This is a genomic window from Pseudomonas linyingensis, assembly GCF_900109175.1.
GTDB lineage: Bacteria > Pseudomonadota > Gammaproteobacteria > Pseudomonadales > Pseudomonadaceae > Geopseudomonas > Geopseudomonas linyingensis.
Genome location: NZ_FNZE01000017.1, coordinates 70,535 through 94,855, shown reverse-complemented (window position 1 = coordinate 94,855; position 24,321 = coordinate 70,535). Strand labels below are relative to the sequence as shown.

Below are 24,321 nucleotides of genomic sequence, written 5' to 3'. Positions count from 1 at the left end.
AATTGGAGCGGGAAACGAGACTCGAACTCGCGACCCCGACCTTGGCAAGGTCGTGCTCTACCAACTGAGCTATTCCCGCTTAAGTGGCGTCCCCTAGGGGACTCGAACCCCTGTTACCGCCGTGAAAGGGCGGTGTCCTAGGCCACTAGACGAAGGGGACGCGGCCTGGAACTTATAACAGCTATGACTGCCACATTTCCAACCTTCCCGCTTGGCACTCGCTTCAGCTTTCGCCTTGTTTCGCGCTTTGCTTGGGAAGTGCGCGCATTCTATGGAGCCACCCCGGGATCGTCAACCCCAATTTGAATGTTTTTTTAAATCAATGAGTTGCATTGAAAACCAGGCATCACCGCAAGCCCATCGCCGCGCCGCCTGCGCATGCTATAACAGCCGCAGCCAACCCACCGAACACCAAGGATCTGCACCATGAGCATGATCGTCTACGGCGCGCCACTGTCCCCCTTCGTGCGCAAGGTCCGCCTGCTGCTGGCGGAAAAGGGACTCGACTACCAGCTGGAAATTGTCGCCCCCTTCCACCAGCCCGACTGGTTCTTCGAGATCAGCCCGCTGGGCCGCATTCCCGGCTTCAAGGATGGCGACCTGGCACTCGCCGACTCCAGCGTGATCGGCCAGTACATCGAGGAGCAGTATCCCGAAGCTCCCGCGCTGTATGGCGACACCGCGGCGGAAAAGGCGCGTATCCGCTGGCTGGAGAAATACGCCGACTACGAGCTGGCGCCGCTGACCACCTTCGCCGTGTTTCTCAACCGCGCGCTCAACCCGACCATGGGCAAGGCCTGCAATGAAGAAGCGGTGCAGAAGGCGCTGGTCGAGAAGCTGCCGAAACACTTCGACTACCTGGAGAAGATGCTCGACGGCGCCGACTATCTGGTCGGCAACCGCCTGAGCGCAGCCGACCTGGCGTTCGCCTGCCAGCTGATCAACCTGCAGCATGGCAGCGAGTCGCTCGACGCCGCCCGTTGGCCGGGACTCGCCGCGCTGCAGGAGCGCCTATGCCAGCGCGACAGCATCCAGGCCATCCTGCCGGACGAGTGCCGCATCCTGGAAAAACTGCTGGCCCGCGCCCAGGCTACCGCCTGAGTCGCTTGCCGGGCCCGGACCGACGATCATTGCGGGCCAGGCTCCCCGTCAACCCGGCGCCTGCTCGCCACCGTCGAGCAGCGCGCACCCGACCCAGTGACGGGCGAACTGCTGGGCGCAGCGCCCGTTGCGGTTGCCGCGCCCGGTGGCCCAGCGGATCGCCGCCTTCTCCAGCTCCTCGCTCCACTCCCAGCGCAAGTCCGCCTGCACGGCCAAAGTCGCCACCCAGTGCTGCACCACCTGCAGGTATTCCGGCTGGGTGAAGGGATAGAAGGACAACCACAGGCCGAAACGATCCGACAGGGCGACCTTGTCCTCCACCGCCTCGCTGGGATGCACCTCGCCATCCACCTGCTGCCAGTCCAGGTTGTCGCTCTGCCGCTCGGGCAGCAGATGGCGACGGTTGGAGGTGGCATACAGCAACACATTGTCCGGCGCCTGCTCCAGCGAGCCGTCGAGCACACTCTTGAGTACCCGGTAATCGCCCTCGCCAGCCTCGAAGGACAGGTCGTCGCAGAACAGCACGAAACGTTGCGGCAAGCCGGCCAGTTGCTCGACCACACGCGGCAGGTCGGCCAGCTCGTCGCGCTCGATCTCGATCAGGCGCAGCCCTTCCTCGGCATACTCGGCCAGCAGCGCCCGCACCAGCGAGGACTTGCCGGTGCCCCGCGCGCCCCACAGCAGCGCATGGTTGGCCGGCAGGCCGGCGACGAACTGGCGGGTATTGCGCCCCAACTGCTCGCGCTGGCGATCGACACCCAGCAGATCGTGCAGGTGCAGGTCGAGGCGCACCTGCAGCGGCCGCAGCGTGCCGTGCCGCCCTTCACGCTGCCAGCGAGCGGCCAGGCAGCTGTGCCAGTCGATCCGCTGCGCCGGCTCGGGCAGCAGCGGCTGCACGCGCTCGAGCACCTGCTCGACGCGCTCCAGAAACTCACTCAAACGATTGTCCACGCACCACTCCTGGTTACGAACTAACTGTTACGAACTGAGACACCCACGGTGCCGAGGCAGACGCGCAATCGGCTATTCTTCGCCTCCGCTCCGCACATCAGGCTGCATCACACTAATTTATATGGATATTCCCCTCACGCAGCGGCTTTCCTTCAAGCAGGCCGGCCTGGCCGTTCTGGTTGCCTTTGTCCTCGGCGCCCTGTTCAGCCTGATCCAGGTGACCCTCGATTATGCCAGCGAGGACGCGACCATCGACCGCGACGCCCGCGCCCTGCTGGCGATCAGCCACGCCCCGGCGGCGCGGGTGCTCTACAACTGGGACGAGAAACTGGCCGGGGAACTGATGCAGGGACTGCTGCAGGCTCCTGCGGTACTGCACGCCGAGCTGCTCGATCACGGTGGCGCACCGCTGGCCAGTGCCCGTCGCAGCGCCCACCCGGACGGCTGGCAGCGCCGACTCAGCGACCTGCTGTTCGGCAGCCAGCGCAGCTTCGCGGACCCGCTGCCCTTGCCGCAGCACTCCAGAGCCAAGCCCGGCCTGCAGCGCATCGAGATCGACACCTTCAGTTACGGCAGCCGCTTTCTGCATCGCGCCGGCATCACCCTGGTTGGCGGCTTTGTCAGCAGCCTGCTGCTCAGCCTGACCCTGTTCGGCCTGTCCTACCTGTTGCTGACCCGCCCGCTGAACAGCCTGATCAACGACCTCGGCCGGCGCAACCCGCGCCTGGCCGATCAGCCGCCCTTGCCCTGCCCCAGCGGGCACCAGCGCGACGAGATCGGCCTGCTGGTCGACTCCTGCAACCGCCAGCTGGCGCTGCTCGGCAACGAGATTACCCAGCGCCGCGCCGTCGAAGAGCGCCTGACCCTCTCGCTGGGCGAGCTGGAAGAGCGCGTGCATGAACGCACCTGCGCGCTGGAAAGCAGCAATCGCGAACTGCTCGACGCCAACCGCGAGCTGCAGCAGGCGCAACGCCTCACTCTGGAAATGGCCCAGGCACGCGCGCACTTCTTCGCCAGCATGAGCCACGAAATCCGCACCCCGCTCAACGGCCTGCTCGGCATGCTGTCCCTCGCCCTGGACAATCCACTGTCGGCGCAGCTGCGCCAGCAGTTGACCATCGCCCACGACTCCGGGCGCACCCTGGTGGAGCTGCTCAACGGCGTGCTCGATCTGTCCAAGTTCGACGCCGGCCAGCTCGAACTGGAGCAGACGCCCTTCGACCTCGCCAGCCTGGTCGAGGAAACCGCCAGCCTGCTGGCGCAGAATGCCGCGCCCGGGGTCGAGCTGACCTGCCTGGTCGCGCCCGATTTGCCCGGCGAGGTCGTCGGCGACCCGCTGCGCGTGCGGCAGATCGTCAGCAACCTGCTGTCCAATGCCCTCAAGTTCACCCGCCATGGCCGCGTGGATGTCCGCCTTATCAGCAACCCCGACGGCATCCTCCTCGAAGTGCGCGACACCGGCATCGGCATCTCCCGCGAAGCGCTGTCGCGGATCTTCCAGCCCTTCGTCCAGGCCGAAGCCGGCATCAGCCGCCGGTTCGGCGGCACCGGCCTGGGGCTGCCCCTGACCCGACGCCTGTGCGAGGCCATGCACGGCACTCTGGAGGTGGACTCCCAGCCGGGCCTGGGCAGTCGCTTTAGCGTGCGCCTGCCGCTGGCCACCCACGCCGCAGCGACTACCCTGCCGCCACTGCACGGCAAGGTCATCGCACTGTGTTCGCGGCGCAGCGGTCTCAGCGAGCAGCTGGAAACCTGGCTGCCGAGCTGGGGAGTGGATTTCCAGCGCCTGGATACCGACGCCAGCCTGAGCGGGATCGACGTCGACCTGCTGATCTCCGACTGCCCGGATTGCCTGTTCGGCCGTCGCCCGCGGGTCGACGCGCCCATCCTGCTGGTCAGCGCCTACGGCGACTTTCTCCCCGACGAGGAGGCCGAGCGCCTGCAACCGCTGGAACAGCTGCCCAGGCCGCTGCCCCGCGCCGCGCTCTACCAGGCCCTGCAGCGCGGCCTGAGCCGCCAGATGCCGCCCGCGGTAGACGCCGGCAGCGTACCGATCGACCGACCGCCGCGCATTCTGCTGGTGGAGGACAACCCGGTGAACCAGCTGGTGGTGAAGGGCCTGCTCGGCCGGCTCGGTCTGGCCGTGGAAGTCGCCCGGCAGGGCGAGGAGGCCCTGAAGATCCTCCGCCAGCAGGATTTCGACCTAGTGCTGATGGACTGCAACATGCCGCTGATGGATGGCTACGAGGCCACCCGGCAGATTCGCCGCAACGGCCGGCAGACCGACCTGCCGGTGATCGCTCTCACCGCCAATGCCATGCCCGAGGAGCGCGAGCGCTGCCGGCGTGCCGGCATGAACGATTACCTGAGCAAGCCGCTGCGCCGCGAGGAACTGGAAGCGGCACTCGAGCGCTGGCTGCCGCAGGGCTGCCCGCAACCAGACTGAGGCGCCGACTCCCCACGCCCTCCGGCGCCTGGCCAGCGCCACACTGCGCACAAATCACTTTAACCGCAAGACAAATTTTCTTTTATTTCAGAGTCTTACGAAGACAACTGAATGCTTTTTATCACTCTACAGGCTTGAGTCGCAGGGCCACCGAGTTGATGCAGTAGCGCAATCCGGTCGGCTCCGGCCCGTCCGGGAACACATGCCCCAGATGCGCATCGCAGCGTGCACAGAGCACCTCGATGCGGTGCATGCCGTGGCTGAAATCCTCCACCCGACGCAGTGCCTCGGCGGAAACCGGCTGGAAATAGCTCGGCCAGCCACTGCCGGAGTCGTACTTGGCATTCGAGTCGAACAGCGGCGCATCGCAGCAGGCACAGTGGTAGATGCCCGGAGTCTTGCAGTGGTAGTACTCGCCGGTGAAGGCGCGCTCGGTCCCCTTGAGACGGCAGACCTGGAACTGGCTTTCCGACAGCTCCTCGCGCCACTCATCCAGAGGCTTTTCGACCTTTTGCATGTAAAACACCTCGCCTTGGAAAAAAGCCCACCCCTTCCCTTTCACCGGGCCCGGGGCAGTCGTATGATGCGTGGCTTTCAGTCTGTCACCCGCTTTTGAGCCTGCCAAGCCGCCCCCGGACGATTTGCGCCAGCGCCGAATGCCGGGCGCTGGTTATATCGGGGTTCCCTCATGCAGGTCAGCAAATCCAACAAGCTCGCCAACGTCTGCTATGACATCCGCGGGCCGGTTCTCAAGCACGCCAAGCGCCTCGAAGACGAAGGCCAGCGCATTCTCAAGCTGAACATCGGCAACCCGGCACCGTTCGGCTTCGAAGCGCCGGAGGAAATCCTCCAGGACGTGATCCGCAACCTGCCGATCTCCCAGGGCTACAGCGACTCCAAGGGACTGTTCAGCGCACGCAAGGCGGTGATGCAGTACTACCAGCAGAAGCAAGTGGAAGGCATCGGCATCGAGGATATCTACCTCGGCAACGGCGTATCCGAGCTGATCGTCATGGTCCTGCAGGCCCTGCTCAACAACGGCGACGAGGTACTGATCCCGGCCCCCGACTACCCGCTGTGGACCGCGGCTACCAGCCTGGCCGGCGGCAAGGCGGTGCACTACCTGTGCGACGAGCAGTCGAACTGGTACCCCGACATCGCCGACATCAAGGCGAAAGTCACCAGCAACACCAAGGCGATCCTGCTGATCAACCCGAACAATCCGACCGGCGCGGTGTATCCCAAGGAAGTGCTCGAGGAAATCGTTGAGGTCGCCCGTCAGAACAACCTGGTGATCTTCTCCGACGAGATCTACGACAAGATCCTCTACGACGACGCCCAGCACATCTGCACCGCCTCGCTGGCCCCGGACGTGCTGTGCCTGACCTTCAACGGCCTGTCCAAGTCCTACCGTGTGGCTGGCTTCCGCTCCGGCTGGGTGGCCATCTCCGGCCCCAAGCACAAGGCCAAGAGCTACATCGAGGGCCTCGACATCCTCGCCAACATGCGCCTGTGCGCCAACGTGCCGGCCCAGCACGCGATCCAGACCGCCCTCGGTGGCTACCAGAGCATCAACGACCTGGTCCTGCCCGGCGGGCGCCTGCTCGAGCAGCGCAACCGCACCTGGGAGCTGCTCAACGACATTCCCGGGGTCAGCTGCGTCAAGCCGATGGGCGCGCTCTACGCCTTCCCGAAGATCGATCCCAAGGTCTGCCCGATCCACAACGACGAGAAGTTCGTCCTCGACCTGCTGCTCTCCGAGAAGCTGCTGATCGTCCAGGGCACCGCCTTCAACTGGCCGTGGCCGGACCACTTCCGCGTGGTCACCCTGCCACGCGTCGACGACCTCGAGCTGGCCATCGGCCGCATCGGCAACTTCCTCAAGGGCTACCGCCAGTAACCCAGCCTGTAAGCCAGCCGCCCGCCCGGGTGGCTGGTGTGAGTTCCCGCCATGGATCTGCAGATCAACGATTTCTACCACGACGCCAGCCGCGCCCTGCTCACCCTCTACCGGGTGTTTCCGCGCAAGACCACCCTCTACGTCGATGACCTGATCGGCTATCACGAGCCGGACGAATACGGCCTGCCCCACGTGCGCCACCAAAGCTGCCTGGGCACCCTGCTGTGGCTCGGCGAGGAAGGCTACCTGCGCCATGCCGGCACCCTCCATCACGAGGCGCTGGAGCAGGCGGTTCTCAGCGAAAAAGGCTTCCTGCGCCTGAGCGCCCGCATCGGCGATGCCGCACTGCAACACTGCAGCCTGCCCGCGAACGTACCGTCCATGCGCAGCACGCTGGCTCGTCAGCTGCAGGAAACCCTGGCCAGCGGCGACGGCGAACGGCTGTCGCAGCTCGCCCGCCTGCTGTTCAACGCGAGCCAGAGCGGCTCGGGCGACACAGTTTGAAATAGCGCTCCTGTTGAATTACCCCCTCGGGCTCCCTTATATAGCCGCTCAGACTCATCGCGACTCTGCCGCAAGGAGACGGTTTTAATCATGATGCGTATTCTGCTGTTCCTGGCCACCAACCTGGCCGTGCTGGTAATTGCCAGCGTCACCCTCAAGCTGCTCGGGGTCGACCGCTTCACCGGTCAGAACTACGGCAGCCTGCTGGTGTTCTGCGCCGTGTTCGGTTTCGCCGGCTCGCTGGTTTCGCTGTTCATCTCCAAGTGGATGGCGAAGATGAGTACCGGCACCGAAATCATCAGCCAGCCGCGCACCCGCCACGAACAGTGGCTGCTGCAGACCGTCGAGCAGCTGGCGCGCGACGCCGGGATCAAGATGCCCGAGGTCGGCATCTTCCCCGCCTACGAGGCCAACGCCTTCGCCACCGGCTGGAACAAGAACGACGCCCTGGTGGCCGTCAGCCAAGGCCTGCTCGAGCGCTTCTCGCCGGACGAGGTCAAGGCCGTACTGGCCCACGAGATCGGTCACGTGGCCAACGGCGACATGGTCACCCTGGCGCTGATCCAGGGCGTGGTGAACACCTTCGTGATGTTCTTCGCGCGCATCTTCGGCAACTTCGTCGACAAGGTGATCCTCAAGAACGAGGAAGGCCCGGGTATCGGCTACTTCGTCGCGACCATCTTCGCCGAACTGGTGCTGGGCATCCTGGCCAGCATCATCGTCATGTGGTTCTCGCGCAAGCGCGAGTTTCGCGCCGACGAGTCCGGTGCCGACCTGGCCGGCACCGGCGCGATGATCGCCGCCCTGCAGCGCCTGCGTGCCGAACAGGGCGTGCCGGTGCACATGCCGGAAAGCATGACCGCCTTCGGCATCAACGGCGGCCTCAAGCATGGCCTGGCCGGCCTGCTGATGACCCACCCGCCGCTGGAAGACCGCATCGAGGCCCTGCGCCAGCGCGGTCGCTGATTGCCGCACGGCTCCCGCTTCACGGCGGGACGAGTTTCACATTGGGACAGGGCGACGCGAGTCGCCCTTTTTTTGTTCCGCCGCTACCATGGCCGCGTTATCCGCCTGCGAGAAATCTCCGATGCGCCGCACTGCCTCCCTCGTCTTCGCCGCCCTGCTCCTGCTCACCGGCTGCCAGAGCGCCTACTACGCCGCCATGGAAAAGGCCGGCGTGCACAAGCGCGACATCCTCGTCGACCGCGTCGAGGAAGCCCGCGACGCCCAGCTGGACGCCAAGGAGCAGTTCCGCGACGCCCTCGAGCGCTACCGCAGTGTGGTGCAGGTCAACGGCGGTGAACTGGAGGCGCGTTACGACGCACTGAACAGCGAATACCTCGCCAGCGAGGAAAGCGCCAAGGCCGTTCGCCAGCGCATCAAGGCGGTCGAGGACGTCGCCGAGGCGCTGTTCGACGAATGGGAGGCCGAACTGCAGCAATACAGCAACGCCAGCCTGCGCAACGCCAGCGCCCGCGAGCTGGCGCGCACCCGCCAGGACTACCGCACCCTGATCCAGCGCATGCAGGCCGCCGAGCGGCGCATCGAGCCGGTACTCAGCGTGCTGCGCGACCAGGTGCTATTCCTCAAGCACAACCTCAACGCCCGCGCCATCGGCGCGCTCAAGGGCGAGTACCGCACCCTGCAGGGCAACGTCGACCAGCTGCTGCGCGACATGCAGCGCGCCATCGACGAATCCGACGCCTTCGTGCGCCGCCTGCAGAGCGGCAACTGACGCGCGCGGGGCCGCCACAGGCGGCCCCTTCGGCCACTAAAGACGCGTCAGCCGATAGACCCGCTCACGCAGACCGCTCACCCCCAGCGCAAGGAAGCCGGCGTTTTCCGCCAGCACATCCTCGTCCTCCAGCAGCTCGATCCGCCAGTCCTCGCCATAGAGTTCGCGCACCTCGCTGTCGCTCACCGCGAACGGCGGCCCCTTGCGCTCCTCCTGCGGATAGTCGAGGGTCATCAGCAGGCCGCGGCAGCTGCTGGGCAGCAGCTCCCGCAGGTGCGCCACGTAGCGCCGGCGCATCTCCAGCGGCAGGGCGATCAGCGCCGCACGGTCGTAGTAGCCGACACAGCCAGCCGTCTGCGCCGGCGTGACGGCAAAGAAGTCGCCCTGCAGCACGGCGATGCCCTCGGCCTGATGGCGGCGCAGGGCACCGTCGGCCGCGGCCGGCGCGCTCAGGCCCTGCTCGGCGAAGAATTCCTGAACCGCCTTCTCCGCCAGCTCGACGCCCAGCACCCCGTAGCCTTGGGCCGCCAGCCAGGGCATATCGAGACTCTTGCCGCACAGTGGTACCAGCACCCGACTGCCCGGCGCCAGCTGCAGTTGCGGCCAGTACTCCTGCAGCGCGGGATTCACCTCGCTGCGGTGAAAGCCGATCTCGTTGCGCGCCCAGCGCGCCTGCCAGAACTCCTCGTGCATTAGAGCCTCCCTTTGATTGCCGGATTCGATTCGAATGGTCGAAAACTTATACTGGATTTCGATGGTTCGCCTGCCGAAGATAGCAACATCGCCCTCCAGAGACATCCCCATGCTGCCCAGCCTGTTCATTTCCCACGGTTCGCCGATGGTCGCCCTGCAGCCCGGCGAAACCGGCCGCGCCCTCGCCCGCCTGGCCCGCGAGCTGCCGCGCCCCAGGGCGATTCTGGTGGTTTCCGCGCACTGGGAAACCACCGACCTGCACCTGACCTCGGCGCCGCGCCAGCAGGCCTGGCATGACTTCTACGGCTTTCCGCCGGCGCTCTATGCGCTCGACTACCAGCCACCGGGCGAGCCGCAGCTGGCCGGGGAAATCGTCGAGCTGCTGGAGGCCGCCGGCCTGCCGGCACAGCTCGACCCGCAGCGCCCGCTCGACCATGGCGCCTGGGTGCCGCTGCGGATGATGTATCCCGAGGCCGACATCCCGGTGCTGCAGCTGTCGCTGCCCAGTCGCCAGGGGCCGGCGCTACAGACCCAGCTCGGCCGCCTCCTCGGCGGCCTGCGCGAGCGCGGGGTCCTGCTGATCGGCTCGGGCAGCGTCACCCACAACCTGCGCGAACTGGACTGGGATGCCGGCTCGGAGGTGGTCGAGCCCTGGGCACGCGAATTCCGCGACTGGCTGGTCGAGCACCTGCAGGCGGGCGACGAGGCCGCCCTGCACGACTACCGCCAGCAGGCGCCCTGGGCGGTGCGCAGCCACCCCAGCGACGAGCACCTGCTGCCGCTGTTTTTCGCCCGCGGCGCCGGTGGCGAGTTCGGCGTCGAGCACCAGGGCTTCAGCAAGGCGACGATCAGCATGGACATCTACCGCTTCGGCTGACCGGCCCGGCCCGCTGGCAGGCCCCAACAACGAAAACGCCCCGACAAGTCGGGGCGTTTTGGCATTACCGGCATTCAGTCAGCGAATGCTCATTCCTCGTGGTAACGACGCAGGCGCAGGGCCTTGCCGGCGACACGGGTTTCCTTGAGGCGACCGAGCAGGCGATCCAGGCCCTCTTCCGGCAGCTCGACCAGGCTGAAGGTCTCGCGCACCTGGATGCGGCCGATGGCTTCGCGGACCATCTTGCCTTCGTTGATGATGGCGCCGAGCAGGTTCTTGGCAGCGACGCCGTCGCGCTTACCCAGCGCGGTACGGCAGCGCACGCGGCCTTCGGCCAGCGGCTCCATCGGGCGGCGCGGACGGGCTTCGCCGCTGCGCTCGCCGGTACGCTCGGGACGGTCACCGGCCGGACGCTCGCGGGCCGGAGCCGGCGCCATCGGCTGCTCGCGACGCACGCTTTCCAGATCCAGGGCCTGCCCCTGGGTCAGCTTGGCCAGCAGGGCCGCGGCCAGCTGCTCCGGAGTGCACTCCAGGCGACGGCACAGCTCGGCACCGATCTCGCCACGAGCGGCCTCAGCGCCGTCCAGCAGCGGCTTGAGGCTGTTGGTCAGACGCTGCAGGCGGGCTTCCAGCACGGTTTCGGCATCCGGCATCTTGATCTCGGCGACCTTCTGCCCGGTGACTCGCTCGATCACCTGCAGCATGCGGCGCTCGCGCGGGGTAACCAGCAACAGTGCGCGACCGGTACGCCCGGCACGGCCGGTACGACCGATACGGTGCACGTAGGACTCCGGGTCGTACGGCATGTCGATGTTGAACACATGGGTGATGCGCGGTACGTCGAGACCACGGGCGGCGACGTCGGTGGCGATCACGATGTCCAGGGTGCCATCCTTGAGCGACTCGACCACACGCTCACGCTGGGCCTGGGCAATGTCGCCGTTCAGCGCGGCGGCGCGGTAGCCGTTGCGCTCGAGCATCTCGGCGATGTCGAGGGTGGCCTGCTTGGTGCGCACGAAGCCGATCAGCGCATCGAACTGCTCAACCTCGAGCAGACGCAACACGGCGGCCTGCTTCTGGTCGGCATGTACCATCAGGTGGGCCTGCTCGATGCTCTCGACGGTCTGGGTCTTGGTGGCGATCTTGACGTGCTTCGGCGACTTCAGGTTGCGCTCGGCGATCGCACGGATCGAGGCCGGCAGGGTCGCGGAGAACAGCACGGTCTGGCGGCTTTCCGGCAGGGCCTGGAAGATCGCTTCGATGTCTTCCATGAAGCCGAGCTTGAGCATCTCGTCGGCCTCGTCGAGGACCAAGCGATCGACGGTGGCCAGCAGCTTCTCGTCGCGACGCAGGTGGTCGCACAGGCGACCCGGGGTCGCCACCACTACCTGGGCACCCTGACGCAGGGCCTTGAGCTGCGGGCCCATCGGCGCGCCGCCGTACACCGCCAGCACCTTCACGCCAGCCATGTCGCTGGAGTAGCGCTCGAAGGCCGCGGCGACCTGCAGGGCCAGCTCGCGGGTCGGGGTCAGGATGAGGATCTGCGGCTCGCGACGGGCCGGGTCGAGCAGCGACAGCAGCGGCAGGGCGAAGGCCGCGGTTTTGCCGGTACCGGTCTGCGCCTGGCCGATCATGTCGTGACCGGCAAGGATCACCGGGATCGACTGGGCCTGAATGGCGGACGGCTCTTCGTAGCCCACCGCGGTGATCGCGGAAAGCACAGCCGGGTTGAGATTGAGCGCGGCGAAGCCGCCAACGATAGTTTCGGTCATGGGTGTTTGCCTCATGTACATCCGCAAAGACCCATGGCCAGCGCTGCGCTAGCCAAAAGCAAGACCCGTAGGGTCACCCTGGCAGCCTGGTCGGCGGGGATTTGCGAAATCGCGTGGAAAGGATAGTTCGTCAAGACAGTCCGTGGAGACGGACGCACGGCGGAAGCAGCGCTTCCTGATGGTGCAGATTTTGAACAGGGCGCGTCAAAGCCGGCGCGCACTATAACGCAAAATACGTGCCGAGTCTCGCTATTTTTGCCCCGCACATCCGGAAAGGCCCGGCACAGAGCACTCAGGTCGCCGAACGCAATGCCCCGATGTAACCGCTCAGCGCATAACCCAGGCGCGGCTCCAGCGCCTCGGCGCGCTGGCGCAGACACTCGGTATCCAGCGCCTGCTCGCCGTCGGCCGGCACATAGAGGATGACGTTGCCCTCGGTGACTGGGCACTCCCAGTAGCAGTGACGGAACAGCCCGCGCAACAGGGGCGCGCCCAGCGGCTTGCCGTCGGTGGCGCTCCACTGGTTGATCACCAGCCAGCCGCCGGGCCGCAGCTGCGCGCGACAGGCCTCGAGAAAGCCCCAGGCGATGTGCGCCGGCGCCGGCCCGGTGTCGGTATACAGGTCGAGATAGATCAGGTCGGCCGGCGCGCAGTTCGCCAGCAGGCTGCAGGCATCGCCGATATGGATGGTCAGGCGTGGATCGTCGGCCAGGCCGAGAAACTCGCGGGCCAGCTGCGGCACCGCAGGGCGCAGTTCGACCGCTTCCACCATCGACAGCGGCAAGAACCTCAGACAGGCCTGGGTCAGGTTGCCGCCGCCCAGACCGAGAAACAGCACGCGCTCGGTGCGCTCTGGCAGCAGCGCGCCGAGCAGCATGGCGCGGGTGTAGTCGTATTCCAGCCAGGCCGGATCGGGGACATAGGTGCAGCTCTGCTCGACCTCGTCGCCGAATTCGAGAAAGCGGTAGTCGCCCGACTCCACCACGCGGATCACCCCGTAGTCGTCGTGCACCTCGGCCAGCTGTTGGTAGTTGCTCATGTCGCCTCCCCGGAAAACTGGCCGGCATCCTAGCAGACCGCGAGCCCGGACGATGCATTGGCTCTATCGCCGCCATCGCCCCGAGGCGCCGATCGATCAGTTACCATAGCCGCATATAGTCAGCCGCAAACCGAGTAGCCCGATGAGCCAGACCTGGAGCCCCGACAGCTGGAGAAGCAAGCCCATCCAGCAGCAACCCGTTTACCCCGATGCCGCCCATCTGGCGAGCGTCGAGCGGACCCTGGCCGGCTATCCGCCACTGGTGTTTGCCGGCGAGGCCCGCGAGCTGCGCCGGCAGTTCTCCGAGGTGACCCAGGGTCGCGCCTTCCTGCTGCAGGGCGGCGACTGCGCCGAGAGCTTCGCCGAGTTCTCCGCCGGCAAGATCCGCGACACCTTCAAGGTGCTGCTGCAGATGGCCATCGCCATGACCTTCGCCGCCGGCTGCCCGGTGGTCAAGGTCGGCCGCATGGCCGGCCAGTTCGCCAAGCCGCGCTCCTCCGGCGAGGAAACCCTCGGCGGCGTGACCCTGCCCGCCTACCGCGGCGACATCGTCAATGGCATCGGTTTCGACGCGAAGAGCCGCATCCCGGACCCGGAGCGCCTGCTGCAGGCCTACCACCAGTCCACCGCCAGCCTCAACCTGCTGCGCGCCTTCGCTCAGGGCGGCTTTGCCGACCTGCATCAGGTACACCAGTGGAACCTCGACTTCATCGCCAGCGCCGAGCTGACCGAGAAGTACGGCCAGCTGGCCGACCGCATCGACGAGACCCTGGCGTTCATGCGCGCCTGCGGTCTGGAGAACACCCCGCAGGTGCGTGAAACCAGCTTCTTCACCGCTCACGAAGCGCTGCTGCTCAACTACGAGCAGGCCTTCGTGCGCAAGGACAGCCTGACCGGCGACTGGTACGACTGCTCGGCGCACATGCTGTGGATCGGCGACCGCACCCGCCAGCTGGATGGCGCCCATGTCGAGTTCCTGCGCGGCGTCGGCAACCCGATCGGGGTCAAGGTCGGCCCGAGCATGGAGAGTGAGGAGCTGATCCGCCTGATCGACACCCTCAACCCGGAAAACGACCCGGGCCGCCTCAACCTGATCGTGCGCATGGGCGCCGACAAGGTCGAGCAGCACCTGCCACGCCTGATCCGCGCGGTCGAGAACGAAGGTCGCCTGGTGCTATGGAGTTCCGACCCGATGCACGGCAACACCATCAAGGCCAGCAGCGGCTACAAGACCCGCGACTTCGCCCAGGTGCTCAGCGAGGTGAAGCAGTTCTTCCAGGTCCACCAGGCCGAGGGCAGCTACCCGGGCGGCATCCACATCGAGATGACCGGGCAGAACGTCACCGAATGCATCGGCGGTACCCGGCCGATCACCGAGGCCGGCCTGTCGGATCGCTACCACACCCACTGCGACCCGCGCCTGAACGCCGACCAGTCGCTGGAACTGGCGTTCCTAATCGCCGACACGCTCAAGCAGATCCGCCGCTGAGCGAGCCGCCCCGCCAGCGCCGCGCCAGGGACGCGTTGACGGGGCGGCGCCCTCAGCGGTCATCCCAGAACGGTCGATGACTCTCCGTCCAGATATCGGCGCGACTGAGGCCGATATCCTTGAGTGTCGCGTCGCTCAGCATGGCCAGTTGGCGGCGCTGACGCGCCAGCTGCCGCCAGCGCAGCACCTTCTGCCACGCCCGCCGCCACCACGGCAACCGCCTCTCTTCCAGTCCTTGCCGCTCGCCTCTCACCGTCTGCACTTGCCCTTTCATCGCCAGATCCTCCTCCGCTGGTGGATTCAGTCTCGGCGCCGGCATAGGATCAATCCAACGAATACTCGTGATGCCTGGCATCTCGGAGATTGATGGATGAGCTATCCAAGCATCGACAGCGAGCTGCTGCGCACCTTCGTCGCCATCGCCGACCAGGGCGGCTTCACCCGCGCGGCCGAGGCGGTCAACCGCACCCAGTCGGCGGTGAGCATGCAGATGAAGCGCCTGGAGGAGGACGTGCTGCAGCGAGCGCTGTTCGAGCGCGACGGCCGCCAGGTACGGCTGACGGCGGAGGGCCAGGTGCTGCTGGGCTACGCGCGGCGCATCCTCAAGCTGCAGGGCGAACTGCTGTCCACGTTGCGCGAGCCGCACATGGTCGGTGCGGTGCGCATCGGCACCCCGGACGATTACGTGATGCGCTTCCTGCCGGGGATCCTCTCGCGCTTCGCCCAGAGCCACCCGCTGGTGCAGGTGGAGGTCCATTGCGAGCCGTCGGCCCAGTTGCTGCAGCGCCAGGACCTCGACTTCAGCATCGTCACCCGCCAGCCGGGCAGCGAGATCGGCCAGCTGCTGCGCCAGGAACGCTTCGTCTGGGCCGAGGCCCGTGGTTTCAGCCCGCATGAGCAGTCGCCAATGCCACTGGCGATGTTCAACAGCGACTGCTTCTGCCGGGCCTGGGCCTGCAACGCCCTGGATGCCCTCGGCCGGCCCTACCGCATCGCCTACACCAGCCCCAGCCTGTCGGCGATCCTCGCCGTGGTCAGCGCCGGACTCGCCGTTACCGCCCAGCTGCAGAGCCTGATCACCCCGGACCTGCGCATCCTCGGCGAAGCAGAGGGACTGCCACCGCTGCCGACCACCAGCATCGTGCTGCTGCGCCGCCCCGGCTCGGAATCACCGGTCACCGACGCCCTCGCCGAGCACATCGCCGAAGGCTTCAGGCTTTGAGGCCGAGCAGCCCGGCGCAGAGCAGCAGGAACAGGGTGAACAGCATCCGCAACAGGTGCTGCGGCAGGGCATGGGCCAGTCTGACGCCCCAGCTGATGCTGAGCAGGCCGCCGACGGCCAGCGGAATGCCGGTCAGCCAGTCGACGTGGCCGTGCATACCGTAAGTCACCAGAGCCACCGCCGTACTGGGTGCGGCCAGCGCCAGCGACAGGCCCTGGGCCACCACCTGGCTGACGCCGAACACCAAGGTCAGGACCGGCGTGGCCAGCACCGCACCGCCAACCCCGAACAGCCCGCCAAGCAGACCGGCACCACCACCGAGCACCCCCAGCCAGGGCCACGGGTGGCGCAACTCCGTGGGTCCTGCCGCCGAGCGCAGAAACACCTGGGTCAGATTCCAGACCGCCAACGCCAGCAGGAAACCGACAAAGCCCCGACGCATCGTCTCGGCGTCCAGCCCTACCGCGACCGCGGCACCCACCCAGGCCAGCACGAACGAGGACACCCCCAGCAGCAACGCATGCCGCCAGTCGATACGGTTGCGCTGGTGGTAGCGCCACAGCGCCAGCAGCACGTTGGGCACCACCATCACCAGCGCCGTGCCCTGGGCCAGCTGCTGGTCCAGACCGAACAGCAGACCGAGCGCCGGGATGGCAATCAAGCCGCCGCCAATGCCGAACAACCCGCCCAAGGCGCCCAGCATCAGCCCCAGCGCCATATCGAAGAAAAACTGCAATAGAGTCATCACGCCTCCGCAAAAGACGCATGCTACGCAGGCGCGCCTGGCCGGGAAACGCAAAGCCAAGCACAATGGCTATGCATTTCCCGCACAACAGGTTGCCCATGAATCCCGACGTCCTGACCGGCCAGCTCGGCTTGTTCCTCGAGGTACTGGAGTGCGGCAGCTTCTCCGCCGCCGCCCGCCACCAGCAGCTCACCCCCTCGGCAGTGGCGCGGCGCATCGATGCGCTGGAGCAGGTGCTGGGCAGCACCCTATTCCAGCGCACCACCCATGCAGTGAAGGCCACCCCGGCCGGCCTGGCCTTCGCCGAACGGGCCCGGCGCATCCTCGACGAATGGCGCCTGGCGCGCGCCGAGGCGGTGTCGCTGAGCAGCGCTCCGGAAGGACTGATCCGCATCGACGCCCCAGCGCCGTTCGGCCGCCGCCACCTGGCACCGGCCATCGCCGAATTCCTGGTCGCCTACCCAGGCCTGGACGTGCAGCTGCGCCTGATCGACAGCTTTGTCGACCTGCAGGGCGAACACCTCGGCCAGGTCGACCTGGTCTTGCGCATTGGCCCGCTGGCCGACAGCCGCCTGGTGGCCACATCGCTCGCCCCCATGCGGCGTATAGCCTGTGCCAGCCCCGACTATCTCAGACGCCGCGGCACGCCCAGCGATCCGCGCCAGCTACCCGAACACGACGGTCTGGACTGGGATGCCCTGGCGCCTCCGCATGCCTGGCGCTTCATCCTCGACGGCCAGAGCTGCACGATCCGCCCCGGCCGCCTGCGCATGACCGCCAACAACGCGGAAGCGCTGCTGTTCGCCGCCCTCGCCGGCCTCGGCATCGCCCACCTGCCGACCTGGCTGATCAGCGACTACCTGCTGCGCGGCGAACTGGTGCCACTGTTCTGCGACGACGGCCTGCCGCCGGCTGAACCCAGCGGTATCTATGTCCTGCGCCTGCAGCAGGCCAGCTCTTCGCGCACCCGCCTGCTGCTGGAATTTCTGAAGAGCCGCTTCCGCCCGGTGCCGTCCTGGGACCAGGCGCTGCAGGCCGGCTTCGGCAAGTAGGCACCCCAGAAACGAAAAAGCCCGGCGCTAGGCCGGGCTCTTGTACACGCGCGTCAGACTCAGGCTTGCGGAGCCTGGGTACGGCCTTTGTAGGAGCCGTCGCGGGTGTCGATTTCAATCCAGTCGTCGATGTTCACGAAGTCGGCCACTTTGACTTCGGTGCCGTTACGCAGCTTGGCCGGCTTCATCACCTTGCCGCTGGTATCGCCACGGGCGGCGGTTTCGGTGTAGACAACCTGGCGCACGATGGTGGTCGGCAGGTCGACGGAGATCACCTTGCCCTCGAAGAACACGGCTTCGCAGACGTCGGTCATGCCTTCTTCGATGAACGGCAGAACGCTTTCCAGATCTTCCGCACGCAGTTCATAGGAGTTGTACTCCGGATCCATGAACACGTAGTCGTCGCCGCTGATGTAGGACAGGGTCACTTCCTTGCGATCAAGGATGACCGGCTCCATCTTGTCGTCGGCCTTGTAAACGGTTTCGGTCTTGGAACCGTTGATCAGGTTCTTCAGCTTCATCTTGACGATGGCGCTGTTACGACCGGACTTGGTGAACTCAGCTTTCTGAATCAGCCACGGATGGCCGTCGATCAGGGCTACGCTGTTGGCCTTCATTTCTTGTGCGGTTTTCATGCGAAATATCCGGATTTGACTGGAGGTACAAGATCTAAGCCGCGCATTATAGCGATTCTTGGTAAAACTGTTCCAGCGCCGCAGCAAGATCAGGACGGGAGGCCTGCTCCGCACACCATTTCTCCGCGTGCTCCCGCCACTCCGGCCAGTGCGGTCGCGCCGCCACCCAGGCCGCCCCCATCCCCGCCCCGGCATTCCACGCCCGCCACAGCTCATGCAGCGCTTGCGCCGCCGCCGGCGACAAACCTTGCAGATAGAGCGCCAGGAAGGCGTCCAGTTTTTCCCAGTGCGCACCCTCCTCCTGAGGATAGATGTGCCAGAGCAGCGGCCGCCCGGCCCACTGCGCGCGCACGAAGGAGTCCTCGCCGCGCACCGCGTTGAAATCGCAGCACCACAGCAAGCGGTCGTAGTCATCCTGAGAGACGAACGGCAGCACCTGCAGCTGCAGGTTGCCGCGCTGCGCCATAAAGCCCGGCTCCAGATCGCCAGCTTCACCCAGCCACTGGCGCAGATCGCCGAGAATGCGTCCGCGCGGTACCAGCAACTGGGTCACCTGCGGATCTACGGCCAGCGCATCCAGCCACTCGCCCAGCCCGGGATTCTCGTAGGCGAACAATGAGATCAACCGCGCCTGATCCTGCACGGTGATGCCCAAGCCGGCGAGAAACACGCGCCGCGCCGCCGGGTCGGCCTGGAATGCCCGCCGCCGCGCCAGCAACTCGCGCTCGCGCAGCACGCCGCCGGTCCCGGCGACGAAACCGGGAAAGAAAAAGTACTTCTGCAAGCCCTGGCCCTGGGGCGACGGCAAGCCATGGCAGCCAACCACCCAGTCCTCGGCGCTGAGATATTCCAGATTCAGCCACAACGGCTGCCGTGCGGCGGCGCGCATCGCCGCCACCTGAGCCTCCGGCAGCGTGCAACCGAAGGCCTCGATCACCACGTCGGCCAGCGCCTCGGACTGCCAGTCCGCCGCCCAATGACAGACCTCCACCCCCGCCACCTGCTGCCGCTTCAGACGAGCATCTGCCTGGGGGCAGAGTGCGACAAAGGCCGCCGGCTCGTCGACCCACAGACGCACGTGATGACCATGCTCGGCGGCCAGCTGGCGGGCCAGCCGCCAGGTCACCCCGATGTCGCCGTAGTTGTCCACCACACTGCAGAAAATGTCCCAGCTCGCCACGCATTTCTCCTCTGCTCGTTCGGCGCGCAGTCTAGCAGGCCCGCCGTCGCCTCCCGGAAAGCCGACTTGCCCTAAGCCAATGAAAAATTTGAAAAAACCTTTGCATTCGGAAATAGTTTCGACTACATTGTGCGCCGTCGACAGGGCCACAGCCCAGACGGCGCAAATATGGTGAGGTGTCCGAGCGGTTGAAGGAGCACGCCTGGAAAGTGTGTATACGGGAAACCGTATCGAGGGTTCGAATCCCTCCCTCACCGCCATATTCGATATACGCTAAGCCCCTGAATCTTAAGAAGATTTCAGGGGCTTTTCGTTTACGCCTTTCGAGTTTAGGGCAACTTTAGGGCAAATATGCCCCTTTCCATGCCGTCTCAGGCCGCCCTAGGCCATCCTCCGGCTCCAACAGCGATCAAGCTACCCCGCCGAACTCGATAGCCAGCAGAATTCTCCGAACCTGCTGTGCCCCCGTCGCTGTCGCACAGCAACTCAGCGGGGTGGCATCCCCCAAAGCTGTGTTGGGCTTGGCCAGCCAGTCGAGCGCGATCAATAGATTTTCAAAGACACACTCAGCCAGGGCCTGCACCTCCAGAACACGGGAATCGATTTCGCGATCCGCCATCGCGGGTCTCCTCCTCGCTTATGACTATGTGCAGATTTTGCACACACTACCCATTGCTCGGGCACTCCTACGACATACTGCATGCAAATACAGTACAGTTAAGGCCGTCACCATGCGCAAGGCTACGCGCAGCTGTCCAGAGCAGACCGCCAGCCTTGCGGCAACGCATCAGCCTACTATGACCTGTCTGGGCAGGAGCTCCGCAGGCTCGCAGGCCAGCACACTAGCGATGCGGTACAGCTTCTCTACCGTGACGTTCACCTCACCACGCTCGATCCGCCCCATGTAACTGCGATCGATACTGCACGCCAGGGCCAGTGCATCCTGAAAAAGCCGCCTGGCCTTACTCTGCGCCCGAATGTTAGCCCCCAACGCCCTCGCCAGTTGCTCCATGACCGCCTCGACACTATTCGAGGCAGCACTATCCTGCGTTGGCGGACACACAGACCACGGATTGTAATCCGCATTTTAACGTTGGAGCTGCCGGACACTCCCCGCCGGATTGCACAGTCACGTCCGATCGGCCTAGGTCCTGGCAGACTGGCGCGCCAGCCACGCCTTCTTCACCACGGAGCGGTTCATGCAGCCCCATACACTGAGCTTCTTCCTTCCCCTGTCAGCGCATCGCGCCCGGCTGCTGACCGAGGCGTCGACAGCCCCCACCGCTGAGCTCGGCATTCCCGAACTGGCCTCGAAACTGCTGATTCAGTGACTGGCGCAGGCAGACGAAGCACTGGTCAGCCTCGAGAAGAAGCTTTCCCAGTTGCTGGAGCTAGCCCAGCAACTGGGAAAGGCGGCCTTTGCCGATGCGGTTGCCGAGCGCTTCCAGCCGGCAGCCTTTGCCACCGGACTGCAGCGCTTGACCGACCTCGGCATCGGCCTACTGACTGGACGACCACGAGATCGAGCAGGCGGACTATCTGCTCGCCGACGGCCGCTGGGATTTCACCTTCACGACCCGCCAGCAACAACGGCTGCAGCCGCTGGAAGTCCTGACCTGTCCGGACGGTCAGCAGAAGACCCTGAGTCATCAACAGGCGCGCCTGTACCGCACCTTTCTGGCAGAGGCCGACGAGTCGATGCATATTCAGGGACTGGCCGGGGTCGGCAAGACTTATCTGATCCGCGCCATGCTCGAGACGCTGCCGGCTTCCAGCACCTTGCTGCTGGCCTTCACCGGCGCACAGCTGGCGGCCTTGCGCAGCCGCCTCGGTGGTCTGGAAGTGACGGATATGACCTTCCGGACGATGGCCGACGAGCTGCTGACACAGGACCTGACCCAGCCATGGCGGCGGGTGGGCGATGGGCGCGGCAACGCCACCTACCAGCTCAATGACCAGGCGATTGCCAACCTGCTGGGTATCCAGTCCGTGGGTGGGCACTCCCCGGCGCGGGTGGTGGGCTGGTGCCGGCAAGCGATCATGGACTTCTGCGACAGTAACGACGATAACATCGGCCCCGAGCATTTCCCAAGCGCCGGACGCCTCAAGGAGCGCATCGATCAGGCTGTGATGACCGAGTACGCCCGGCTGCTCTGGCAGGAGATCATCCGGCCTACCCATCCCGACCTCCGCATGCCGATCAGGGGCTACCACCGCCTCAAGCAACTGGCCCAGCAAACGGAGCTGCGCATTCCCGCCACCTTCACCCATGTCATCGTCGACGAAAGCCACGACCTGCCCGCGCCTCTGCTGGAGTTTCTCGGGCGCTGCCCGAAGGCCGTCTATACGCTGGGCGACGTCTGCCAGGCACTGCATGGCCAGCCAGGCAAACCCGTGAAGCGGGTGCGTCAGTGGGAGCTTTTCCAGTCGCTGCGGGCCGGGCGCGAACTGGAGCAGGTGGTCAATCCGCTGCGGGCCGCCTTTCCCGGCCAGCAGCTGTCCCCCATGGAAGGCAACCGGGAGCGGGCAACCCGGGTTCACTTTTACGACCACGCGCAGATCCCGGAGGAGCCGACAACCATCCTGGTGCGCTCCGAATGGGGACTGTTCGAATGGTTCCAGCGACTGGCGAACGCCAATGCCCGCTTTGCCCTGCTGCCGGGCGTCGAAAAGGATTTCCGCGCCTTCGTGCAGGACTGCATCGAGCTGTACCACAGGGGAACTCAGCCACGTCACTGGGCGCTGTATGCCTACAGCAGTTGGGCGGCCATGGAGAGCCGCTTCGGCCACAACCGCACCTTCGTGCGGATCAGCGACATGCTCGCGCGTGGCTATTCCAGCACGGACTTTGAACGCTCGCTCATGCAGCTGCAGCCCACCGGGCAGGCACCGATCCTGCTTGGCCGGGTAGCTGATGCGCGCAATCTGGAAATGGACTCCGTGATGCTCACGCCGGACCTGCTCGTGCCAGTCGCCGGAAGCGAACAGCGCAGCACCCGACGCGTACTGAGCGCGATCTACACCGGTGCGACCCGCACCCGCTTCGAGCTGACGGTACCCGGCTATCTCCGGGACTGGCTGCTCGATCAGGGACGCGGTGGCGAGGGAGACTGAAGCGAATACAGCTCTCGCTCTGCTCTACCGCATGACTGTCAGCGTCCTGAACCGACTGCTGGTAGGCGCCGGACTGGCCGAATCGGGGCGGATGCGCAGTGCCAGGTGGTCTAGCAGCTGTCGGCTCAGGCGAGTGGGCTTTTTCAGCGCTTCCCTGAAAAATCTGGCAAGCGCTCAGAAGGACGATGGCCAGCCCTGCCAGACCGCGATGAATACCGGATGCTGCAAAGCCTCCATCTGCAGGTTGGCTGCAGACTGGTTGACGGCAGGCGTCAACGGGGATGGCTGCAGGAGCAGGCAAGACAGGAATGCGAATGCGAATGCACAGACAACAAAAAAACAAGTCAAATTTCTTTTTATTTTCATGATCTTGCCTCTCAAGGCCAAGCTGACCACGCATCGTTAGGAGATGCGGCAATCCAACAGGGACGTCATGCGTAGATGATGTTTACAGTCACCTCAGCAAGAAGCTAGTTGCAAGTCAAAGCCACTCGCTATCGTCTTAGAATCTAGAAGAACAGCCAATGCAGCGCAACCCCATTTACAAACGAGCAGTTCTGTTTTTTAATAAAATCAGCAAGACCCTGCTCCCCTGCTCCACGACTCAAGCCAATGGTCTCGTGCGCCCATTGGCCCGATAACAACAAGGAGACACCATGGCTCAGCGTCAGATCCTCGTAGTCGGTGCAGCTCGCACCCCCATAGGCACCTTTGGCGGTTCGCTCAAGGACACTCCCCTGAGCGCGCTCGCGACCACGGCCTGCAGCGCAGCCCTGCAACGTTCCCGGGTCGACCCTGGTGAAGTCGGCCATGTCGTCCTGGGCAACGTGGTCCCGACCGAACCACGCGATGCCTATCTGAGCCGCGTAGCCGCCATGGACTCCGGCATTCCCCAGGAAACCCCCGCCTTCAACGTAAACCGCCTGTGCGGATCGGGTCTGCAGGCGATCATTTCCGCCGCGCAGACCATCCTGTTGGGCGATGCCGACATCGCCATCGGCGCCGGCGCGGAGAGCATGAGCCGCGGCCCGTTCATCCTGCCCAACCTGCGCTGGGGCGCTCGCCTCGGCGATAGCGGCGCCGTCGACTACATGAACGGCATCCTCCACGACCCCTGGCAGAAGACCCACATGGGGATCACCGCGGAAAACGTCGCCGCGCGCTATGGCATCAGCCGTGAGCAGCAGGATGCCCTCGCCCTGGAAAGCCAGCGCCGCGCCGCTCGGGCCATTGCCAAAGGCTATTTCCAGGAGCAGATCGTTCCGGTGCAACTGCAGACGCGCAAAGGGGTGGTCAGCTTCGCCAGCGACGAGCATGTGCGCGGCGACCTCAGTCTCGAGCAACTGGCCGCGATGAAGCCGATCTTCCAGAAGGAAAACGGCACCGTCACGCCGGGCAATGCCTCCGGCCTCAACGACGGCGCTGCCGCGGTGGTATTGGCCGAGGAGCAGCGTGCCAACCAGCTCGGCCTGCAACCGCTGGCTCGCCTGGTCGGCTACGCCCACGCCGGCGTCGACCCGGCCTACATGGGCATCGGCCCGGTACCGGCAGTGCGCCTGGTGCTCGAGCGCACCCGCCTGTCCATCGACCAGATCGACGTGATCGAAGCCAACGAAGCCTTCGCCGCCCAGGCCTGCGCGGTGATCCAGGAGCTGGGGTTGGACCCGGCCAAGGTCAACCCGAACGGCTCGGGTATCTCATTGGGCCATCCGGTCGGCGCGACTGGCGCGATCATCACCACCAAGGCGATCTACGAACTGCACCGCACCGGCGGCCGCTACGCCCTGGTGACCATGTGCATCGGCGGCGGCCAGGGCATCGCCGCGATCTTCGAGCGCGTCTGAGTCGCCACTTGCCTCACTGACA

24 protein-coding genes and 3 tRNA genes are annotated in these 24,321 nt (G+C 65.6%); 14 read left to right on the top strand and 13 right to left on the bottom strand.

Annotated features, from left to right (window positions below; all coding sequences use genetic code 11):
- Window positions 1-3 precede the first annotated feature (3 nt).
- Together BMZ19_RS18315 and BMZ19_RS18310 are read right to left on the bottom strand one after the other, a co-directional pair.
- A tRNA-Gly gene (locus tag BMZ19_RS18315) sits at window positions 4-79 on the bottom strand.
- A 5-nt stretch (window positions 80-84) separates the two neighbouring features.
- Window positions 85-160 (bottom strand) — tRNA-Glu (locus BMZ19_RS18310).
- Window positions 161-426: 266 nt separating this feature from the next.
- Between BMZ19_RS18310 and BMZ19_RS18305 the strand changes: the two genes are divergently transcribed.
- Window positions 427-1,101, top strand: a complete 675-nt coding sequence (locus BMZ19_RS18305) for a glutathione S-transferase family protein (RefSeq protein WP_090313026.1) — start codon at window positions 427-429, stop codon at window positions 1,099-1,101.
- Window positions 1,102-1,149: 48 nt separating this feature from the next.
- Here the strand turns inward: BMZ19_RS18305 and BMZ19_RS18300 are convergent, their stop codons facing one another.
- Complete coding sequence (locus BMZ19_RS18300) at window positions 1,150-2,052, bottom strand: ATP-binding protein (protein ID WP_090313025.1); 903 nt, start codon at window positions 2,050-2,052, stop codon at window positions 1,150-1,152.
- 121 nt (window positions 2,053-2,173) lie between these two features.
- On the opposite strand from BMZ19_RS18300, the gene BMZ19_RS18295 reads away from it, so the two are divergent.
- Complete coding sequence (locus BMZ19_RS18295) at window positions 2,174-4,498, top strand: hybrid sensor histidine kinase/response regulator (protein WP_090313024.1); 2,325 nt, start codon at window positions 2,174-2,176, stop codon at window positions 4,496-4,498.
- Between the two features lie 121 nt (window positions 4,499-4,619).
- On the opposite strand, the gene msrB is transcribed toward BMZ19_RS18295, so the two are convergent.
- On the bottom strand, window positions 4,620-5,015 hold the full coding sequence (gene msrB / locus BMZ19_RS18290) for a peptide-methionine (R)-S-oxide reductase MsrB (RefSeq protein ID WP_090313023.1): 396 nt from the start codon (window positions 5,013-5,015) through the stop codon (window positions 4,620-4,622).
- A 171-nt stretch (window positions 5,016-5,186) separates the two neighbouring features.
- Here msrB and BMZ19_RS18285 point away from each other — a divergent pair, with 171 nt between their 5' ends.
- From BMZ19_RS18285 to BMZ19_RS18270, 4 genes are all read left to right on the top strand, one after another.
- Window positions 5,187-6,398 (top strand): pyridoxal phosphate-dependent aminotransferase, encoded by a 1,212-nt coding sequence (locus BMZ19_RS18285; RefSeq protein ID WP_090313022.1) that lies wholly within the window; start codon window positions 5,187-5,189, stop codon window positions 6,396-6,398.
- Between the two features lie 51 nt (window positions 6,399-6,449).
- Window positions 6,450-6,902: a hypothetical protein gene (locus BMZ19_RS18280; RefSeq protein WP_090313021.1), complete on the top strand. Its 453-nt coding sequence runs from the start codon at window positions 6,450-6,452 to the stop codon at window positions 6,900-6,902.
- 90 nt (window positions 6,903-6,992) lie between these two features.
- Window positions 6,993-7,868 (top strand): protease HtpX, encoded by an 876-nt coding sequence (gene htpX, locus BMZ19_RS18275; RefSeq protein ID WP_090313020.1) that lies wholly within the window; start codon window positions 6,993-6,995, stop codon window positions 7,866-7,868.
- A gap of 121 nt (window positions 7,869-7,989) precedes the next feature.
- Window positions 7,990-8,637 (top strand): DUF2959 domain-containing protein, encoded by a 648-nt coding sequence (locus tag BMZ19_RS18270; protein WP_090313019.1) that lies wholly within the window; start codon window positions 7,990-7,992, stop codon window positions 8,635-8,637.
- A gap of 36 nt (window positions 8,638-8,673) precedes the next feature.
- Here BMZ19_RS18270 and BMZ19_RS18265 read toward each other — a convergent pair whose 3' ends face one another.
- Entirely contained in the window at window positions 8,674-9,330 is a 657-nt protein-coding gene (locus BMZ19_RS18265; protein ID WP_090313018.1) for a thiopurine S-methyltransferase, read from the bottom strand.
- A gap of 109 nt (window positions 9,331-9,439) precedes the next feature.
- On the opposite strand from BMZ19_RS18265, the gene BMZ19_RS18260 reads away from it, so the two are divergent.
- Window positions 9,440-10,207: a DODA-type extradiol aromatic ring-opening family dioxygenase gene (locus BMZ19_RS18260; RefSeq protein WP_090313017.1), complete on the top strand. Its 768-nt coding sequence runs from the start codon at window positions 9,440-9,442 to the stop codon at window positions 10,205-10,207.
- Between the two features lie 89 nt (window positions 10,208-10,296).
- Here the strand turns inward: BMZ19_RS18260 and BMZ19_RS18255 are convergent, their stop codons facing one another.
- Together BMZ19_RS18255 and BMZ19_RS18250 are read right to left on the bottom strand one after the other, a co-directional pair.
- Window positions 10,297-11,979, bottom strand: coding sequence for a DEAD/DEAH box helicase (locus BMZ19_RS18255; RefSeq protein ID WP_090313016.1), 1,683 nt, complete (start codon window positions 11,977-11,979; stop codon window positions 10,297-10,299).
- Between the two features lie 292 nt (window positions 11,980-12,271).
- Window positions 12,272-13,018 carry a spermidine synthase gene (locus tag BMZ19_RS18250; RefSeq protein WP_090313015.1) on the bottom strand — a complete coding sequence of 249 codons (747 nt, stop codon included), beginning with the start codon at window positions 13,016-13,018 and terminating at the stop codon, window positions 12,272-12,274.
- 142 nt (window positions 13,019-13,160) lie between these two features.
- Here BMZ19_RS18250 and BMZ19_RS18245 point away from each other — a divergent pair, with 142 nt between their 5' ends.
- The gene (locus BMZ19_RS18245) at window positions 13,161-14,507 is read left to right on the top strand and encodes a class II 3-deoxy-7-phosphoheptulonate synthase (protein ID WP_090313014.1); all 1,347 of its coding nucleotides are present in this window, start codon (window positions 13,161-13,163) and stop codon (window positions 14,505-14,507) included.
- Between the two features lie 52 nt (window positions 14,508-14,559).
- Here the strand turns inward: BMZ19_RS18245 and BMZ19_RS18240 are convergent, their stop codons facing one another.
- Window positions 14,560-14,781, bottom strand: coding sequence for a DUF1127 domain-containing protein (locus tag BMZ19_RS18240; RefSeq protein WP_090313013.1), 222 nt, complete (start codon window positions 14,779-14,781; stop codon window positions 14,560-14,562).
- Window positions 14,782-14,877: 96 nt separating this feature from the next.
- On the opposite strand from BMZ19_RS18240, the gene BMZ19_RS18235 reads away from it, so the two are divergent.
- Window positions 14,878-15,729 (top strand): LysR substrate-binding domain-containing protein, encoded by an 852-nt coding sequence (locus tag BMZ19_RS18235; RefSeq protein WP_090313012.1) that lies wholly within the window; start codon window positions 14,878-14,880, stop codon window positions 15,727-15,729.
- On the opposite strand, the gene BMZ19_RS18230 is transcribed toward BMZ19_RS18235, so the two are convergent.
- The gene (locus BMZ19_RS18230) at window positions 15,719-16,474 is read right to left on the bottom strand and encodes a sulfite exporter TauE/SafE family protein (protein WP_090313011.1); all 756 of its coding nucleotides are present in this window, start codon (window positions 16,472-16,474) and stop codon (window positions 15,719-15,721) included. The genes BMZ19_RS18235 and BMZ19_RS18230 overlap by 11 nt on opposite strands.
- A 98-nt stretch (window positions 16,475-16,572) precedes the next feature.
- Here BMZ19_RS18230 and BMZ19_RS18225 point away from each other — a divergent pair, with 98 nt between their 5' ends.
- A complete protein-coding gene (locus tag BMZ19_RS18225) occupies window positions 16,573-17,526 on the top strand; it encodes a LysR family transcriptional regulator (protein ID WP_090313010.1) in 954 nt (317 codons plus the stop codon).
- A 59-nt stretch (window positions 17,527-17,585) separates the two neighbouring features.
- Here the strand turns inward: BMZ19_RS18225 and efp are convergent, their stop codons facing one another.
- Window positions 17,586-18,161, bottom strand: a complete 576-nt coding sequence (gene efp, locus BMZ19_RS18220; protein ID WP_090313009.1) for an elongation factor P — start codon at window positions 18,159-18,161, stop codon at window positions 17,586-17,588.
- Between the two features lie 46 nt (window positions 18,162-18,207).
- Window positions 18,208-19,341 (bottom strand): elongation factor P maturation arginine rhamnosyltransferase EarP, encoded by a 1,134-nt coding sequence (gene earP / locus BMZ19_RS18215; RefSeq protein WP_090313008.1) that lies wholly within the window; start codon window positions 19,339-19,341, stop codon window positions 18,208-18,210.
- A gap of 170 nt (window positions 19,342-19,511) precedes the next feature.
- Here earP and BMZ19_RS18210 point away from each other — a divergent pair.
- Window positions 19,512-19,601 (top strand) — tRNA-Ser (locus BMZ19_RS18210).
- Window positions 19,602-19,750: 149 nt separating this feature from the next.
- Here the strand turns inward: BMZ19_RS18210 and BMZ19_RS18205 are convergent.
- Both BMZ19_RS18205 and BMZ19_RS18200 read right to left on the bottom strand, forming a co-directional pair.
- Window positions 19,751-19,960, bottom strand: a complete 210-nt coding sequence (locus tag BMZ19_RS18205) for an MbcA/ParS/Xre antitoxin family protein (protein ID WP_090313007.1) — start codon at window positions 19,958-19,960, stop codon at window positions 19,751-19,753.
- 168 nt (window positions 19,961-20,128) lie between these two features.
- Window positions 20,129-20,353, bottom strand: a complete 225-nt coding sequence (locus BMZ19_RS18200; protein WP_090313006.1) for a helix-turn-helix domain-containing protein — start codon at window positions 20,351-20,353, stop codon at window positions 20,129-20,131.
- A 187-nt stretch (window positions 20,354-20,540) separates the two neighbouring features.
- Between BMZ19_RS18200 and BMZ19_RS22850 the strand changes: the two genes are divergently transcribed.
- The 3 genes from BMZ19_RS22850 (at window position 20,541) to BMZ19_RS18190 (ending at window position 24,299) form a co-directional block, all read left to right on the top strand.
- Window positions 20,541-20,672: a hypothetical protein gene (locus tag BMZ19_RS22850; protein WP_280142182.1), complete on the top strand. Its 132-nt coding sequence runs from the start codon at window positions 20,541-20,543 to the stop codon at window positions 20,670-20,672.
- Window positions 20,673-20,847: 175 nt separating this feature from the next.
- Complete coding sequence (locus BMZ19_RS18195; RefSeq protein WP_090313005.1) at window positions 20,848-22,455, top strand: AAA family ATPase; 1,608 nt, start codon at window positions 20,848-20,850, stop codon at window positions 22,453-22,455.
- Between the two features lie 656 nt (window positions 22,456-23,111).
- The gene (locus BMZ19_RS18190; RefSeq protein ID WP_090313004.1) at window positions 23,112-24,299 is read left to right on the top strand and encodes an acetyl-CoA C-acyltransferase family protein; all 1,188 of its coding nucleotides are present in this window, start codon (window positions 23,112-23,114) and stop codon (window positions 24,297-24,299) included.
- Window positions 24,300-24,321: the final 22 nt, after the last annotated feature.